12 protein-coding genes are annotated in these 14,415 nt (G+C 69.8%); 4 read left to right on the top strand and 8 right to left on the bottom strand.

Annotated elements, in window-relative coordinates:
• Window positions 1-90: 90 nt before the first annotated feature.
• Together Dfulv_RS17815 and Dfulv_RS17810 are read left to right on the top strand one after the other, a co-directional pair.
• A complete protein-coding gene (locus tag Dfulv_RS17815) occupies window positions 91-1,794 on the top strand; it encodes a hypothetical protein (RefSeq protein ID WP_259864509.1) in 1,704 nt (567 codons plus the stop codon).
• Window positions 1,795-1,978: 184 nt separating this feature from the next.
• Complete coding sequence (locus Dfulv_RS17810) at window positions 1,979-4,015, top strand: DUF1616 domain-containing protein (RefSeq protein WP_259864504.1); 2,037 nt, start codon at window positions 1,979-1,981, stop codon at window positions 4,013-4,015.
• A 282-nt stretch (window positions 4,016-4,297) separates the two neighbouring features.
• Here the strand turns inward: Dfulv_RS17810 and prcA are convergent, their stop codons facing one another.
• From prcA to arc, 5 genes are all read right to left on the bottom strand, one after another.
• Window positions 4,298-5,164 carry a proteasome subunit alpha gene (gene prcA / locus Dfulv_RS17805; RefSeq protein WP_259864503.1) on the bottom strand — a complete coding sequence of 289 codons (867 nt, stop codon included), beginning with the start codon at window positions 5,162-5,164 and terminating at the stop codon, window positions 4,298-4,300.
• A gap of 39 nt (window positions 5,165-5,203) precedes the next feature.
• A complete protein-coding gene (prcB, locus tag Dfulv_RS17800; protein WP_259864502.1) occupies window positions 5,204-6,043 on the bottom strand; it encodes a proteasome subunit beta in 840 nt (279 codons plus the stop codon).
• Between the two features lie 242 nt (window positions 6,044-6,285).
• Entirely contained in the window at window positions 6,286-6,501 is a 216-nt protein-coding gene (locus Dfulv_RS17795) for a ubiquitin-like protein Pup (RefSeq protein WP_259864501.1), read from the bottom strand.
• Window positions 6,502-6,548: 47 nt separating this feature from the next.
• Complete coding sequence (dop, locus tag Dfulv_RS17790) at window positions 6,549-8,066, bottom strand: depupylase/deamidase Dop (protein WP_344406055.1); 1,518 nt, start codon at window positions 8,064-8,066, stop codon at window positions 6,549-6,551.
• A gap of 115 nt (window positions 8,067-8,181) precedes the next feature.
• On the bottom strand, window positions 8,182-9,948 hold the full coding sequence (gene arc, locus Dfulv_RS17785; RefSeq protein ID WP_259864496.1) for a proteasome ATPase: 1,767 nt from the start codon (window positions 9,946-9,948) through the stop codon (window positions 8,182-8,184).
• Between the two features lie 220 nt (window positions 9,949-10,168).
• Here arc and Dfulv_RS17780 point away from each other — a divergent pair, with 220 nt between their 5' ends.
• Window positions 10,169-10,471, top strand: coding sequence for a ferredoxin (locus Dfulv_RS17780; protein WP_259867719.1), 303 nt, complete (start codon window positions 10,169-10,171; stop codon window positions 10,469-10,471).
• 5 nt (window positions 10,472-10,476) lie between these two features.
• On the opposite strand, the gene Dfulv_RS17775 is transcribed toward Dfulv_RS17780, so the two are convergent.
• The 3 genes from Dfulv_RS17775 to Dfulv_RS17765 are packed head-to-tail and all read right to left on the bottom strand — an operon-like array spanning window position 10,477 to window position 13,209.
• Complete coding sequence (locus tag Dfulv_RS17775; protein ID WP_259864495.1) at window positions 10,477-11,046, bottom strand: hypothetical protein; 570 nt, start codon at window positions 11,044-11,046, stop codon at window positions 10,477-10,479.
• A gap of 22 nt (window positions 11,047-11,068) precedes the next feature.
• Window positions 11,069-12,010, bottom strand: a complete 942-nt coding sequence (locus Dfulv_RS17770; protein WP_406568020.1) for a tRNA (adenine-N1)-methyltransferase — start codon at window positions 12,008-12,010, stop codon at window positions 11,069-11,071.
• Window positions 12,011-12,012: 2 nt separating this feature from the next.
• Complete coding sequence (locus Dfulv_RS17765) at window positions 12,013-13,209, bottom strand: M50 family metallopeptidase (RefSeq protein WP_259864492.1); 1,197 nt, start codon at window positions 13,207-13,209, stop codon at window positions 12,013-12,015.
• Window positions 13,210-13,306: 97 nt separating this feature from the next.
• Here Dfulv_RS17765 and Dfulv_RS17760 point away from each other — a divergent pair, with 97 nt between their 5' ends.
• Window positions 13,307-14,167 carry a RecB family exonuclease gene (locus Dfulv_RS17760; protein WP_259864484.1) on the top strand — a complete coding sequence of 287 codons (861 nt, stop codon included), beginning with the start codon at window positions 13,307-13,309 and terminating at the stop codon, window positions 14,165-14,167.
• Window positions 14,168-14,415: the final 248 nt, after the last annotated feature.

Genomic DNA, 14,415 nt, shown 5'->3' with positions numbered 1-14,415 from the left:
TCCGCGCAGTCGACCGGCGCTCCGCCCGCGGCCACGTCGGATACCACTGGCCGGTGGCTCAGCGGGCGTTGGATCGTCATCGCCGTCATCGTGGGCTACCTCGTGCAGGTCGGCTGGCGGATCTGGTTGTCGCGGCACCTCAACGTGCCGGCCGCCCACGCCGACGAAGACGGCTACCTGGTGGCCGCTCGCGTGCTGGCCGGGGGCGCCGGTGGTCAGACCACCGACAACGAAACGTTCCGGCGCATGGGCTATCCGATGCTCATCTCGCCGGTGTACTGGTTCACCCAGGACGCATTCACGGTGTACCGCAGCGTGCTCATCATCAACGCGGTGCTCAACGCGCTGGTCTTCCCCTTGCTGTATCTCTACGCCCGGCGAACCCTCGTGCTGTCGCCGCGGACGGCGCTCGGCGCGGCGTTCGTCGCCGCGGCGATGCCGGCAGTGGTGTTCTACTCGCAGTTCGCGCTGACCGACGCCGTGCTCGGCACCATGGTCATCGCCTGGCTCGTGCTGGCCCACACCTGGCTGGCCGGCACCACGGCCCACGCGCGGGTGCTCGGCGCGCTCGGTTCCGGCGCGGTGGCCGGCCTGCTGTTCGTCACCCACATCCGCGGCACCATGGTGGTGCTCGTGCACGTCCTGCTGATCATCACCGTGCTGGTCCTGCGGCGCAGCGGCTGGGCGACGACCCTCGCCGCGGTCGCCGGTGCCGGCGTGGTGATGACGCTCGACCCGATCCTGAAAGCCGTCAGCGCCGACACGATCGACGCCGCCGGCAACAGCCCGACGAGCACAACCATCGACGCGATCACCACCTTGAGCGGTCTGGGCCGGATGCTGGGCACCGCCGACGGCCAGCTCTGGTACCTGAGCATCGGCACGTTCGGCGTCGGTGCGATCGGCGTCATCGCGGCGGTGCTGTCGCTGACCCGCTTGCGGGCGCTGCGGACCGAGCTGACCGCCGACGCGGCCTCCGCGGCCCGTCGGATCATCGTGACCGCGACGCTGTTCACCACCCTGCTCATCGCGCTGTCCAGCTCGGCCGCGCTGCCTCCCGGCGACAACCGGATCAACTACTTCGCCTACCCGCGCTACATCCACATGCTGTTCCCGCTCTGGCTGCTGATCGGCCTCGCCGCGCTGCTGTCGGCCAAGACCCGCCGCCAGGTTCTGGTGCTCGGCGGTTCCGCCGCCGCGATGACACTGCTCACCGGTGCGGTCGTGTCGATCCGGACCCGCGCGCACGGCTGGGGCATGTTCCTCGGCTTCGACGCGCCGGAGATGTCCTTCCTGGGCTGGCGATTCCATCAGATCGGGGTGACCCGACCCACCATCATCACGCTGGTCCTGCTGGCCGGGATCATCGTGCTCATCCGGCGTCCCCGCTGGGGCTCGACGCTGGTGATAGCCGGCATGGGGCTGATGGTCGTGGCCAACATGGCGGTCGCGACGCAGAAGATCAGCCTGCCGATGGTGGTCAACCAGTACCGTCCCGGCACGCCGCTCATCGTCCGTGAAGGTCACGTCCACGAAGGTGACCGGGTCGCGTTCGCGAAAGAGCAGTTCACCTGGTATCTCCAGTACAACCACATGCGCGAGATCTACTGGACTCCGCTGCTCATCTGGGACCAGACGGAGGACCCGACCCCGCCGAGCGACGCGAACGTGGTCATCGCGCCCTACGACCTGCCGGCGGACGCCGACCTGGAGGCGTGGGACGGAACGCGGTACGGCTTCCGGCTCATGGTGACCGATTCGAACCAGCGATGGGCTATCTGGCGCAAGAATTAACGTTTCTTGAACAGATCGGTCTTCCGTAGCGGGGCGGCGAGTCGTACGCTCTGCCGGGCTCGGTGGTCGGGCGTGTCGCTCGATCCTCGGGCACCGGTGTCCAATCCAGACCGTCCGGCAGTCCGAAGAAACGGGAGCAGTCCCCTATGGGCACGTTGATCGCGTTGTGCAGGGGAGCCATCGGGTGACCACGCCGGTGTTCAAGGAGGGCGAGCAAGCGTCTCCCAAGCCTGCGGACCACGAGGCCCGACCCCACGCGGATCGGGTGCCGGGCCGGGATCAGACCAGGCTGGAGCCGACCGAACGCGGATGGCTCCAGCCGGTGCGGTTCGGCCTGGTCGGCGTCGCCGCCGCATGGGTCGTCCCCGTCGCGACCCATCAGGTCGGGCTCGACGTGCTGCTGCCGGTGCTGGTCTGGGTCGGCACGGCATCGCTGCTTCGCGCCGGCCGGACCCTGATCGACCGGTTGGTGATCGCCTTCGCCGTGCTCAGCGGCGTGGTCAGCCTCGCCTCGCTGCTGTTCTCGGTCTGGCCATGGGGTCTCGAGCCGGTGCCGGTGGCCGGGACGGCGCTCACCACGTTGGTCCTGGTCGCGGTCGTCACGGGGCGCCGGCCCAGGTTGCCGGCCCGGATCGATCCGTCCGACGTGGTTCTGGCCGGTGTCTCGGCGCTGGCGGCGGTGCTGCTCCTGCGACCGCTCGCGTCGGGCCCGACCTCCGCGTTGAAGGTGCTCGCGCTCGGCGAGGACGCCGCCCGGCACTTCGGCATCTACGACAACATCTACCGCAACGGCGGCCTGCTGGCGTTTCACCAGTCGGAGATGGCGGTGCCGCTCCAGGCGGGCTTCGCCACCTATCCGCAGGGCGCGCACGTGACGTTCGCGCTGATCAACAACTTCGTCCACTCCAGCTCGAGCTACGGCACGTCGCTCACCCACCTGCACAACTTCGCGTTGCTGTATGCATTGAGCCTTGCGCTGAGCATCGCCTGCGTCATGTGGGCCGCCCGGTGGGTGGGCGGGCAGCGGTTGCGTGGCTGGCTGTTCCTGCCCGTGGCCGCGATCGTCACCGGTTTCCTGTTCTTCGGCGACGGCATCCCCATCTTCACCCACGGCTTCGTCAGCGAGGTCGCCGTCTTCGGGCCCTTCGCCTTGCTCATCGCGATGCTGTCACGTCCGTTGAGCGATCCGCGCGAACAGATCGTCACGGCCGCGGCACTGCTGTGCACCGTTTCCATGACCTACTACCTGTTCCTGCTCAGCACGTCGGTGGCCGTGGTGATCTGGGCGATCGGCTACCGCCGCCAACTGCTGAGGCATTGGCGCTGGGCGCTCGGCGCGATCCTCGTCGGCGGACCGGTCGCGCTGTTCGCGCCATTGGTCAACCTGCGCCAGGCAAGTTCGGTCGAGCAACTGACCCGCGAGGGCGGCGTCGAGCCGATGAACGGCCTGCTGCTGACAGGACTGCTGGCCGCGGTTCTGGCCGGGCTGGTCGGCCGCCGGACCGCCCGGCGCAGCCCGGCTTGGCGGATGATGCTGGTCTGGGTGGCGACGAATGTCGCATACGCCGCGGCGCTCTTCGTGGCCACCATCGGCCACCCCACCCGGTACTACTACGAGAAGTCACTGCACGAACTGCTGCTGGTGCTGCTGGTCGGCGCGGGCGCGACGGTGCTCCTGGCGCAGGAGGCGATCCGGGTGCCGAAGCGGCGTGGCCGGCGTTGGCTGGCCGGGCTCGCACCGTCCGCGATCGCCGCGGTGGTTCTGCTCGTCGGCGCGATCTTCTTCGCCGGGCCGACGGCCGCCAACACAGGGTTCCGGCATCCGCCCAACGGCCGGAGCTGGGGCGAGTCGTACGTCCGCGACCTCAACAACTTCGCCGACCCGGCGAACGCCATCGTCACCACGTACAACAGGGCGCCGGACAGCGACGGTTACGTGACGGTGCTGTACGTCAACGGCCGCTACGACGCAATGACCTCCTACAACGGGACGCTGTGGTTGTCGGTGCTCTACAACAACCACGGACGGGCGTGGCGGGTCACCCTCTGGCTGCTGCCGACGCCGACCAAGAGCCAGGCGGAGCTGGAGCAGTTCATTCGGGACAGCCCGCACCCGGTGCGGTTCGTCACCAACGCGCCGCTGGTGTCACAGGCGGTCGAGCGTGTCCGGCAGACGGACCCGGGCATTCGGGTGGAAGTCGTGCCGATCACGTATCCGTAGCGGCGGCAGAACCGCGCCAGGAGCGCCCAGGAGTCCGCGAGGCTCCTGCTCCTGGCACCGGGCGCGTATCCGGCGGCGACACCGCTGCCCGGGCCGCGCAGGCCGAGGCGTCCGCGACGACGGCCGAAACGTGGCCGTCAGGGGCGTTGCACGCATCCGGCTCTCGCACGTGGGCGATGCGCATGCTGTCGGTGGTGATCCCGCGGCTGAGCGGGCCCGGGAGGCCAACGACCGCAGAGGGCCGCCACCCGACTCGGGCGGCGGCCCTCTGTCTCGTCGGGACTACTCGTCGTTTCCGTTGTCGTCGGCGGCCTTGCCCGAATCCTCCCCGGAGCCCTCAGGCGTGGAGGGGGCCGGGCCGGAGGCGTTGTCGGCCGGGGTGCTCGGGGAGGCCGGCGGCTGGGGCTTGTCCTCCAGGCCCGCCTCCGGGGTGGCCGCCGGCTTGGCGGTGGTGTCCTCCAGGATCGCGGTCAGGGCGAGCCCGGTCAGTCGGCGGAAGGTCCGGCCCGAGCGGTTGCGGTCGAGGATCGCGACCTCGAGCTGGTTGGCCGTCAGCTTGCGCGGCTGGCTGTTTTCCCCGCCGACGCTGGCCAGACCCTCCACCGCCAGTTTCAAGGCCTCAGCGAGCGTCTGGTCGGGCCGCAGGCGGGACTTGATGGCACCGGAGATGGCGTCGGACTGGCCGCCCATCGTCACCAGGCCAGGCTCGTCCTGGACGGACCCGTCGTAGGTGATGCGGTAGAGCTCGTCGTCCTCCACCGTCGCGCCCACCTCGGCGACGCAGATCTCGACCTCGAAGGGCTTCTGCTGCTCGGTGAAGATGGCGCCGAGGGTGCGCGCGTAGACGTTGGCGATCTGCCGGCCGGTGACGTCGCGCCGCGCATACGAATACCCGTGCAGGTCGGCGAGCCGGACGCCGGCCGAGCGGAGGTTTTCGAACTCCGGGTAGCGGCCGACGGCGGCGAAGCCGATCCGGTCGTAGATCTCGCTGACCTTGTGCAGGGCGGTCGACAGGTTCTCGGCGACGAAGAGCACGCCTCCCTCGTAGCTGAGCACCACGACACTGCGACCACGCGCGATGCCTTTGCGCGCGTATTCCGAGCGATCCCGCATGATCTGCTCGGGCGAGGCGTAGAACTGCATGGCCACGGTGGCGGGTTCTCCTTCGGTTCGGTCTGGTCGGTGGGATCAGGCGCCGGGGTTCTCGGCGCGCTCGGCGATGATCTGCTCGGCGACGGTCTTGATCTCCTCGTCCGTATACCGCCGGGTGCCCTCGACCGTCGCCGTCATGATGACCGGGAAGATGCCCCGCAGCAGGTCCGGGCCGCCGGTGGCGGTGTCGTCGTCGGCCGCGTCGTAGAGCGCCTCGATCGCGAGCTTCACGGCCTCGTCGGTGGTGACGCCGGGCCGGTACCGCTTCTTGAGCGACGACTTCGCGAACAGCGAGCCGGAGCCGATCGAGTCGTAGCCGCGCTCCTCGTAGACGCCGCCGGCGACGTCGAAGCTGAAGATGCGGCCGGCCTTGTCGACCGACTTGGCGTCGGTGTCGAACCCGGCGAACAGCGGCACGACGGCCAGGCCCTGCATCGCGGCGCCGAGGTTGTTGCGGACCATGCTGGCCAGCCGGTTGGCCTTGGCCTCGATCGAGAGCATCGAGCTCTCGATCTTCTCGTAGTGCTCCAGCTCGACCTGGAACAGGCGCATCATCTCCAGGCCGAAGCCGGCGGTGCCGGCCATGCCGACCAGGGAGTAGGCGTCGGCGGCGAAGACCTTCTCGATGTCGCGCTGGGCGATGAGGTTGCCCATCGTCGCGCGCCGGTCGCCGCCCATGAGCACACCGTCGGCGCAGGTGACCGCGACGATCGTGGTGGCGTGTGCGCTCACGTCGGCCGCCATTCCCGGCGGCAGGGGCCGCCGGCCCGGGAGCATGTCGGGCGCCACCTGTGTCAGGAACTCGCTGAACGACGAGGTCCCTGCGGCGTGGAACGCGGCAGGCAGACGCCCGGAATGGTCAAGACCCGTCGGCAACGGAGCTCCTCTCAATGATGGGTCGCTGATCGACCGCGGTGATCGACTCTGGTGGGCCAACAATACGCCGCCGGGGCACCGTGTCCGCGCCGCACGGCGGTGCGCCACGACGCTCTGCGCGAAACCGGGGTTCAGCCCGTGGCGGAAACCCGGTTTGTGCGCGCGGCTGCCCGCGCGCAGCGGACTGATACGGCCCGCCCGCCCGGCTGCGGCCGGACGGGCGGGTCGCTCAGCGGTGACGGCTACTCGCCGCCCTTCTGCACGTATCCGCGGACGAACTCTTCGGCGTTCTCCTCGAGCACGGAGTCGATCTCGTCGAGGAGGTCGTCGACGTCCTCGCCGATCTGCTCGACCCGCTCGGCCACCTCCGGGTTGACCTCAGGCGCGACGACTTCCTCTTCCTCCGTGCGCCGCGACTTCCCGGATTGGGACTGCCCGCCCGTTTCCCTCGTAGCCATGCCTCATCCTCCTCGGGGGGACCACCAAACCAACCGCTGTATCGAACTTACCCGGAAGTGATCGCTTCGAGCAGATCCTTCGCGCTCGGGCACCGATCGAACAGCGCACCAACGTGCTTCTTGGTCCCACGCTCGGGCTCCATCATCGGCACCCGCACGAGCGACTCCCGGCCCACGTCGAAGATGACCGAGTCCCAGCTCGCGGCCACCACCTCTGCGGGGTATTTCGCCAGGCAGCGGCCCCGGAAATAGGCTCGGGTGTCGTCCGGCGGCTCGACGATGGCGCGCTGGATCTCCTCCTCGGAGAACAGCGTGGCCATCGACCCGCGGGCGACCAGCCGCTGGTACAACCCCTTCTCGGGACGGACGTCGGAGTACTGGAGGTCGACCAGCTGGAGCTTGTGCGACGACCAGCCGAGGGACTCACGCTCGCGGTAGCCCTCGAGCAGGCGCAGCTTGGCGACCCAGTCGAGCTCGCCGGCGCACAGCATCGGGTCACGGCCGAGCCGGTCGAGCACGCTCTCCCAGCGGTCGAGCACGTCGGCCGTGATCTCGTCGACGTCGTCACCCTCGCGGTTCTCGACAAAGGCGCGGGCCCGCTCGTAGAAGGCCCACTGGATGTCGAGCGCGGACAGACGGCGCCCGTCACGCATGCGGATGAGGTGCTTGAGCTCGGGATCGTGGCTGACCGCCTTGAGCTCGGAGACCGGGTCGGCGATGCCCAGGTCGCCGGGGAGCGCCTTCTCCTCGATCATGCCGAGGATGAGCGAGGTGGCGCCGACCTTCAGGTAGGTCGAGATCTCCGACAGGTTGGCGTCGCCGAGGATGACGTGGAGCCGCCGATACTTGTCGGCGTCGGCGTGCGGCTCGTCACGGGTGTTGATGATGGGGCGCTTGAGCGTGGTCTCGAGCCCGACCTCGACCTCGAAGAAGTCGGCGCGCTGCGAGATCTGGAAGCCGGGGCCGGAGCCGTCCTGCCCGATGCCGACCCGTCCCGCACCGCACACGATCTGCCGGGTGACGAAAAACGGGGTGAGGTGCATGACGATGTCGGCGAACGGGGTCTGCCGCCGCATCAGGTAATTTTCGTGGGCGCCGTAGCTGGCGCCCTTGTTGTCCGTATTGTTCTTGTAGAGGTGGATCGGCAGCGTGCCGGGGATCGTCGCGGCGCGCCGGGACGCCTCCGCCATCACCCGCTCGCCGGCCTTGTCCCACAGGACGACGTCCCGCGGGTTAGTCACCTCCGGCGTCGAATACTCCGGGTGGGCGTGGTCGACGTAGAGCCGGGCGCCGTTGGTCAGTATCACGTTGGCGAGGCCGAGGTCCTCGTCCGCCAGCGCCTCCGCCGGATCGTAAAGAGCACCCGAATAGGTGAATCCCCGCGCATCGCGCAGCGGGGACTCCTCCTCGTAGTCCCACCGGGCCCGGCCGCCCTTGGTGAGCTCGGGTCGTGCCCCGTAGGCATTGACCACCTGGGAGGACGTCACCATCGGGTTTGCCCCCGGCTGGCCGGGCACCGAAACACCGTATTCGACCTCGGTGCCCATCACACGCCGCACACTCATGCCACAACCCTAGTCGCACGGACTGGCACTCGGCCCACACCGGGCGGGCCAGTTTGGTCGAAAAAACAGCGGGCGGTGACCACAAGATCACCGCCCGCTCCGCACAGCATCGCAGTTACAGGTATTGGCCGGTGTTGGTGGCCGTCTCTATCGACCTGCCGGCCTCGGCGCCCTTGCCGCCGGAGACGAGCGTGCGGATGTACACGATCCGCTCGCCCTTCTTGCCGGAGATCCGCGCCCAGTCGTCCGGGTTGGTGGTGTTCGGCAGGTCCTCGTTCTCACGGAACTCGTCGACGCAGGAGTCGAGCAGGTGCTGGAGGCGCATGCCCTTCTGCCCGTTGCCGAGGAAGTCCTTGATCGCCATCTTCTTCGCCCGGTCGACGATGTTCTGGATCATCGCGCCGGAGTTGAAGTCCTTGAAGTACAGGACCTCCTTGTCACCATTTGCGTAGGTGACCTCGAGGAACCTGTTCTCCTCGGTCTCGGAGTACATCCGCAGGACCACCGCGTCGATCATGGCGCTGACCGTGGCCTCGGCCGACTCACCGTGCTCGGTGAGGTCGTCCTTGTGCAGCGGCACGCTCTCCAGGATGTACTTGGAGAAGATGTCCTTCGCCGCCTCGGCGTCCGGACGCTCGATCTTGATCTTGACGTCCAACCGGCCCGGGCGCAGAATCGCCGGGTCGATCATGTCCTCGCGGTTCGAGGCGCCGATGACGATGACGTTCTCCAGGCCCTCGACGCCGTCGATCTCGCTCAGCAGCTGCGGCACGATCGTGTTCTCGACGTCGGAGGAGACCCCCGAGCCACGGGTCCGGAACACCGAGTCCATCTCGTCGAAGAACACGATGACCGGCGTGCCCTCGCTCGCCTTCTCACGGGCGCGCTGGAAGATGAGCCGGATGTGCCGCTCGGTCTCGCCGACGTACTTGTTGAGCAGCTCAGGGCCCTTGATGTTGAGGAAGTAGCTGGTCCGGCGCTCCTCGCCGCGCTTCTCGGCGATCTTCTTGGCCAGCGAGTTGGCCACCGCCTTGGCGATGAGCGTCTTGCCACAGCCGGGCGGGCCGTAGAGCAGAACGCCCTTCGGCGGGCGAAGCAGGTGCTCCCGGAACAGATCGGCGTGCAGGAACGGAAGCTCCACCGCGTCGCGGATCTGCTCGATCTGCCGGGTGAGACCACCGATGTCGGTGTAGTCGACGTCGGGCACCTCCTCCAGCACGAGCTCCTCGACCTCACTCTTCGGGATCCGCTCATACGCATACGCAGAGCGGGGCTCGATCATGAGCGAGTCGCCGGCGCGCAACGGCGCGTCGACGAGGATGTCCGCCAGGTGGACGATCCGCTCCTCGTCGGCGTGCGAGATGACAAGAGCGCGGTCCCCACCCTCGAGGACCTCCTTCAACATGACGACCTCACCGGCCCGCTCGAACCCGAGCGCGTCGACGATGTTCAGGGCGTCATTGAGCAGGACCTCCTGGCCGCGACGCAGTTCCTCGACCTCGATGGCCGGGGAGACTGCCACGCGCAGCTTGCGCCCACCTGTGAAGACGTCGACAGTGCCGTCGTCATGGCGGGCGAGGAAGACGCCGTAACCGCTCGGCGGCTGTGCCAGGCGGTCCACCTCTTCCTTCAGCGTCACGATCTGGGCCCTGGCCTCCTTGAGGGTGGCCACGAGCCGCTCGTTGTTTTCGGTCAGCCGGGCAATCTGCGCCTGCGCTGCGGCGAGCCGCTCCTCGAGCTGCCGCACGTGCCGCGGTGTCTCCGTCAGCTTGCGCCGCACCAGGGCGAGTTCCTCTTGAAGAAACGCGACCTGCGTGGAGAGATCGTGGGCGTCCTTCTCCCATCGTGCGGCGCGCGTCTCCGCGTCGTCGCTGCGTGCCACGTCCCACCTCCCCGGGGGCTTTGAACGTTGTGCTCTAACACTAACTGCTGATCGCCGGTTCGGGCCCCTTCGAACACGTGCGCCACAGGGTGTTTACAAATCCTGGACGGTGAAGTGCCCTGTCCGACACCCTTTTTCGTGCCCTCGCCGGCCCGCTGCGGTGTGCGTCACGGGTCCTGCGCCGGATGGCCGGGCGTCGGGTAGCGTCGTAGTCGTGAGCGTGGACACGACCGGACAGACCACCGAGCAGGCCCTCGAAGTATGGGTTGACCAGGACCTCTGCACCGGCGACGGCCTCTGTGTGCAGTATGCCCCGGAGGTTTTCGAGTTCGACGTCGACGGCCTCGCCTACGTGAAGGGGCCCGACGGCGAGTTGCTCCTGGCGCCGGGCAGCCGGGTGGACGTGCCCGCCCACCTGCGGCTCGAGGTCATCGACGCGGCCAAGGAGTGCCCCGGCGACTGCATCCACGTGCACCGCGCGGCCGACGACGCACCCGTCGCCGGCCCCAACGCGGAGGACTGAGGCTCCTACAGCATCGGCTTGCCGACGAGTGAGGCGACCAGCCGGGCGAACTCCTCCAGCCGGGCGATCTGGCCCGCACCGCCGTCGTCGAGGGTCTTGCCGAAGCGCAGCGCGTCGTGGCGGATGACCGACCCGGCCTCCTCCGCGGCGACGTTCGCCTCGTCCAGCGAGGTCAGCAGCAGGTAGACGTCGACGCTGTCGACCCGTGCCACGCCGTTGGGCTGCCGGCTGATCCGTCGCCGGCAGCCGACCTCGGTCACCGCCGACAGGGCCACCACCCGCAGCGACGACGTCATCGAGCCCGGCGGCGCCTCCTCCGGCGGGATGTCCTCGCCGTGCCACAGGATGAGCCGCGTGCCGTCGCAGACCACGACCTCCTGCCACACGCCGTTGACGTCGTTGACGAACCGCTCGAGGGTGAAGCCCAGCACGCTCTGCCCCCGCAGTACACCCGCCATCGCATCCAGCGCGATGTCCGGATCCCGCAGGTAGGCCCGGGCCGCGGACTCCAGGTCGGGATACGGCGACCAGTCCGGGAAAACGGCGGGCAGGTCGCTGAAGCTCGGCCGGCTCATGGTGCGCTCCGCTCCGGTCCGCTCATGACGTCGCCTCCTCCTCGTCCCCTCCCCGGGCGGCCGCGGCGGCCGCCAACCGCCGGGCCGCGTATGCCTCCGCGCCCTTGCTGGGCTTGCGCCGGCGCGGCGGCGCGGTCACCCCGGGCGCCAGTTTGCGGGCGCTGACCAGGAACGCCGTGTGGGCGATCATGCGGTGGTCGGGCCGCACGGCCAGGCCCTCCACGTGCCAGTCCCGCACGAGGCTCTCCCAGGCACGAGGTTCGGTGTACCCACCATCCTCGCGCAAAGCCTCGACCAACTCCGACATTTGCGGCGTTGTCGCCACGTAGCCGATGAACACCCCACCGGGGATCAGCGCCCGCGACGCGAGCGGCAGCATCTCCCACGGCGTGAGCATGTCAAGGATTATCCGATCAAATCCGGCATCTTCGCAGCCGGCCACGTCACCGACCCGCAATGTCCAGGTGTCGACGGGCCCGCCGAAGAAGGCCTCCACGTTGCGGCGGGCGATCGCGGCGAAGTCCTCCCGGACTTCGTACGAGGTGACGCTGCCCCCGGCACCCACGGCGCGCAGCAGCGAACAGGTCAGGGCGCCGGAGCCGGCACCGGCCTCCAGCACCTTGGCGCCGGGGAAGATGTCGCCCATCGCGACGATCTGCGCCGCGTCCTTCGGGTAGATGACCTGGGCACCGCGCGGCATCGACAGCACGTAGTCGGACAGCAGGGGCCGCAGCGCCAGATACGCCGTCCCGCCGGACGAGGTGACCACGCTGCCGTCGGGCAGCCCGATGAGCGTGTCGTGCTCCAACACGCCCCGGTGGGTGTGGAACGCCTTGCCCTGCTCCAGCACGATCGTGTGCATCCGGCCCTTGGGGTCGGTGAGCTGGACCCGGTCACCGGGCCGGAAGGGTCCGCGGCGGGCTTCGCCCGTGATCGGCGCGTCGAGGGACAGGGGGCTGGACAAGGTCACGTGCTTTTCCTCCGGACGGTGGGCCGGCTCGGCTCCACGAGCGAAACGAGGTCGGCGCCGCGCAGGACGCCGTGCACATCCTCGCCCGAGACCACCAGGTAGTCTCCGCCCGGGTCGTCCCGAATGGCTTGCAGCAGGTCAGTGCCTCGCAGATCGCCCGCGAGCACGTGCTGGCCGTCGATCCGGCGGGCGACGTCGCCGACCGGCACCCAGGGCCGCCGCTCCGGCGGCACGGCCCGCGCCGAGGCGCCGTGCACGAAGCCGATCAGCCCGCCCGCGCCGTCGACGACGGCGACGACCGGCTGATGCTGGCCGCTCTGGGCGGCGATCCGCTCCGCCTCGGACAGCGGGGTGGCCGCCGTCACCGCGACGACCGGCCGGGCGAGCTCCCGGGCGCTGAACGGCGGCAGGCTCGCCGCGATCCTGCCGTGCCGGATCGCCTGGCCGGCGCCGACCCACATGGTGACCGCGACGAGCAGCGTGAACACCAGCCCGAACAGCCCCTCGAGCACCCCTCGCGCGTAGAGCACCAGCACGGTGCCGGCGGTCGCGAGGGCCATGAGGCGTCCGGCCCAGCCGGCGACCCGGCGGCCGAGGTTGGCGTCGCCGCTGACCTTCCAGACCAGCGCCTGCAGGGCCCGGCCGCCGTCCAGGGGCAGGCCGGGCAGGGCGTTGAACACGGCGACCACGATGTTGGACAGCGCCAGCTGGAACGCGAACGTCTCCGCGATCCCGCCGGACGGCAGGACGGCGGCCGCCCCCGCGGCGAGCAGCCCGAGCACGAGCGAGACGACCGGGCCCGCGAGGGAGACGAACAGCTCGACGCCGGGGCGCGGCGCCTCCCGATCCATCTCGGTGTAGCCGCCGAGCATCTCGAGCGTGATCCCGCGCACACCGATGCCGCTGCGCCGGCTGGTGACGGCGTGCCCGAGCTCGTGCAGCAACACGGACACCAGGAGGCACACGACGAACCCGAATCCGACCGCGAACCCGGTGCTCAGCGGCAGGTCCCGGCGGATCGAGAGGAACTGGCCATATGTCAGCGTGATCAGCGCCGCCAGCAAAAGCCACGACGGCGCCAGGTAGACGGGGACACCCGCCAGCCGGCCCAACAGGATCCCGGCGCCGCGCTCCCGCGGTCCGGTGCGGGCGGCCGGCGGCGCCGGAGGTGGTCCCGAGCGGTATTCGTCCATTACCCCCGATGCTACGGGTTCACGAAGATCGGCGGCCCGGGCGCTTCGGGCGCATCGGCGTCGGTTTTCGTCGTACCCCTCGCATAACCTTTTGGGCATGACGGTGCCTGTCGCCACTGAGTTGCCCACCCTGTCGCCGTCGCGCGCCGCGGATTTCAAGACCTGCCCCCTGCTCTACCGGTTCCGCAGCATCGACCGGCTACCCGAGCGTCCGACCCCCGACCAGGCGCGCGGCACGCTGGTGCACGCCGTGCTGGAGACGCTGTTCGACACCCCCGCCGGCGAGCGGACCCCCGAGCGGGCCGCGGAGCTGGTCGAGCCCCAGTGGCAGCGCCTGCTGGCCGAGCAGGAGGACCTCGCCGACCTGTTCACCGGCACCGCCATGACCGCCGAGGAGTTCTTCACGGCCAGCCGCGAGCTGCTCGCCGGCTACTTCACCGTCGAGGACCCCAACCGGCTGGAGCCGGCCGAGCGGGAGGCGTTCGTCCAGGCGGAGGTCGACGGCCGGCTGGTCATCCGCGGCTACATCGACCGCCTTGACGTCTCCCCCGCCGGCGACCTGCGCGTCGTGGACTACAAGACGGGCGGCGCGCCGCGCGAGGCGTTCGAGGCGCGGGCCATGTTCCAGCTGAAGTTCTACGCCCTGGTCCTGTGGCGCACCCGCGGCGTCGTCCCCCGGGTGCTCCGCCTCATGTACCTCAAGGATCGGGAGGTCTGCGACTTCTCCCCGGACGCGGACGAGCTGGCCCGCTTCGAGCGCACCCTGCTGGCGCTGTGGCAGGCGATCGAGAAGGCCACGGCCGACCGCGACTTCCGCGCCCAGCCGTCCCGCCTGTGCGGCTGGTGCGCCCACCAGGCGTTGTGCCCGGCGTACGGCGGCACCCCGCCCCCGTTCCCGGAGCCGGCCCAGCTGTCCCCGGACGCGGAGGACGAGCCCCCAGCCGGCCGCGACGAGTAGCCCCACCGATCGGCCTCCTGGCCTCTCGCCTTCAGGCTGTCTGCATAGGCGCTGTTGGCGAGAAGGCTGGTTCGCGCAGGCGGCATGCGTGCGGATGGGCGACCGGCGTGCGGGCCGCCCGCGGGCGGGCAGTCGCGCAGCCTGGGGCGCACAGGCCGCCGCGGGCTGAGTGACGGCCGCCCGCGGGCCGGGGAGGCACGCGGGCCGAGTGGTCGGCCGCCCCGTGGGCCGGAGAGGCCCGCGGGCCG

The organism is Dactylosporangium fulvum (assembly GCF_025137375.1).
Taxonomy (GTDB): domain Bacteria; phylum Actinomycetota; class Actinomycetes; order Mycobacteriales; family Micromonosporaceae; genus Dactylosporangium; species Dactylosporangium fulvum.
This window is presented reverse-complemented; position numbering and strand designations above follow the sequence as displayed.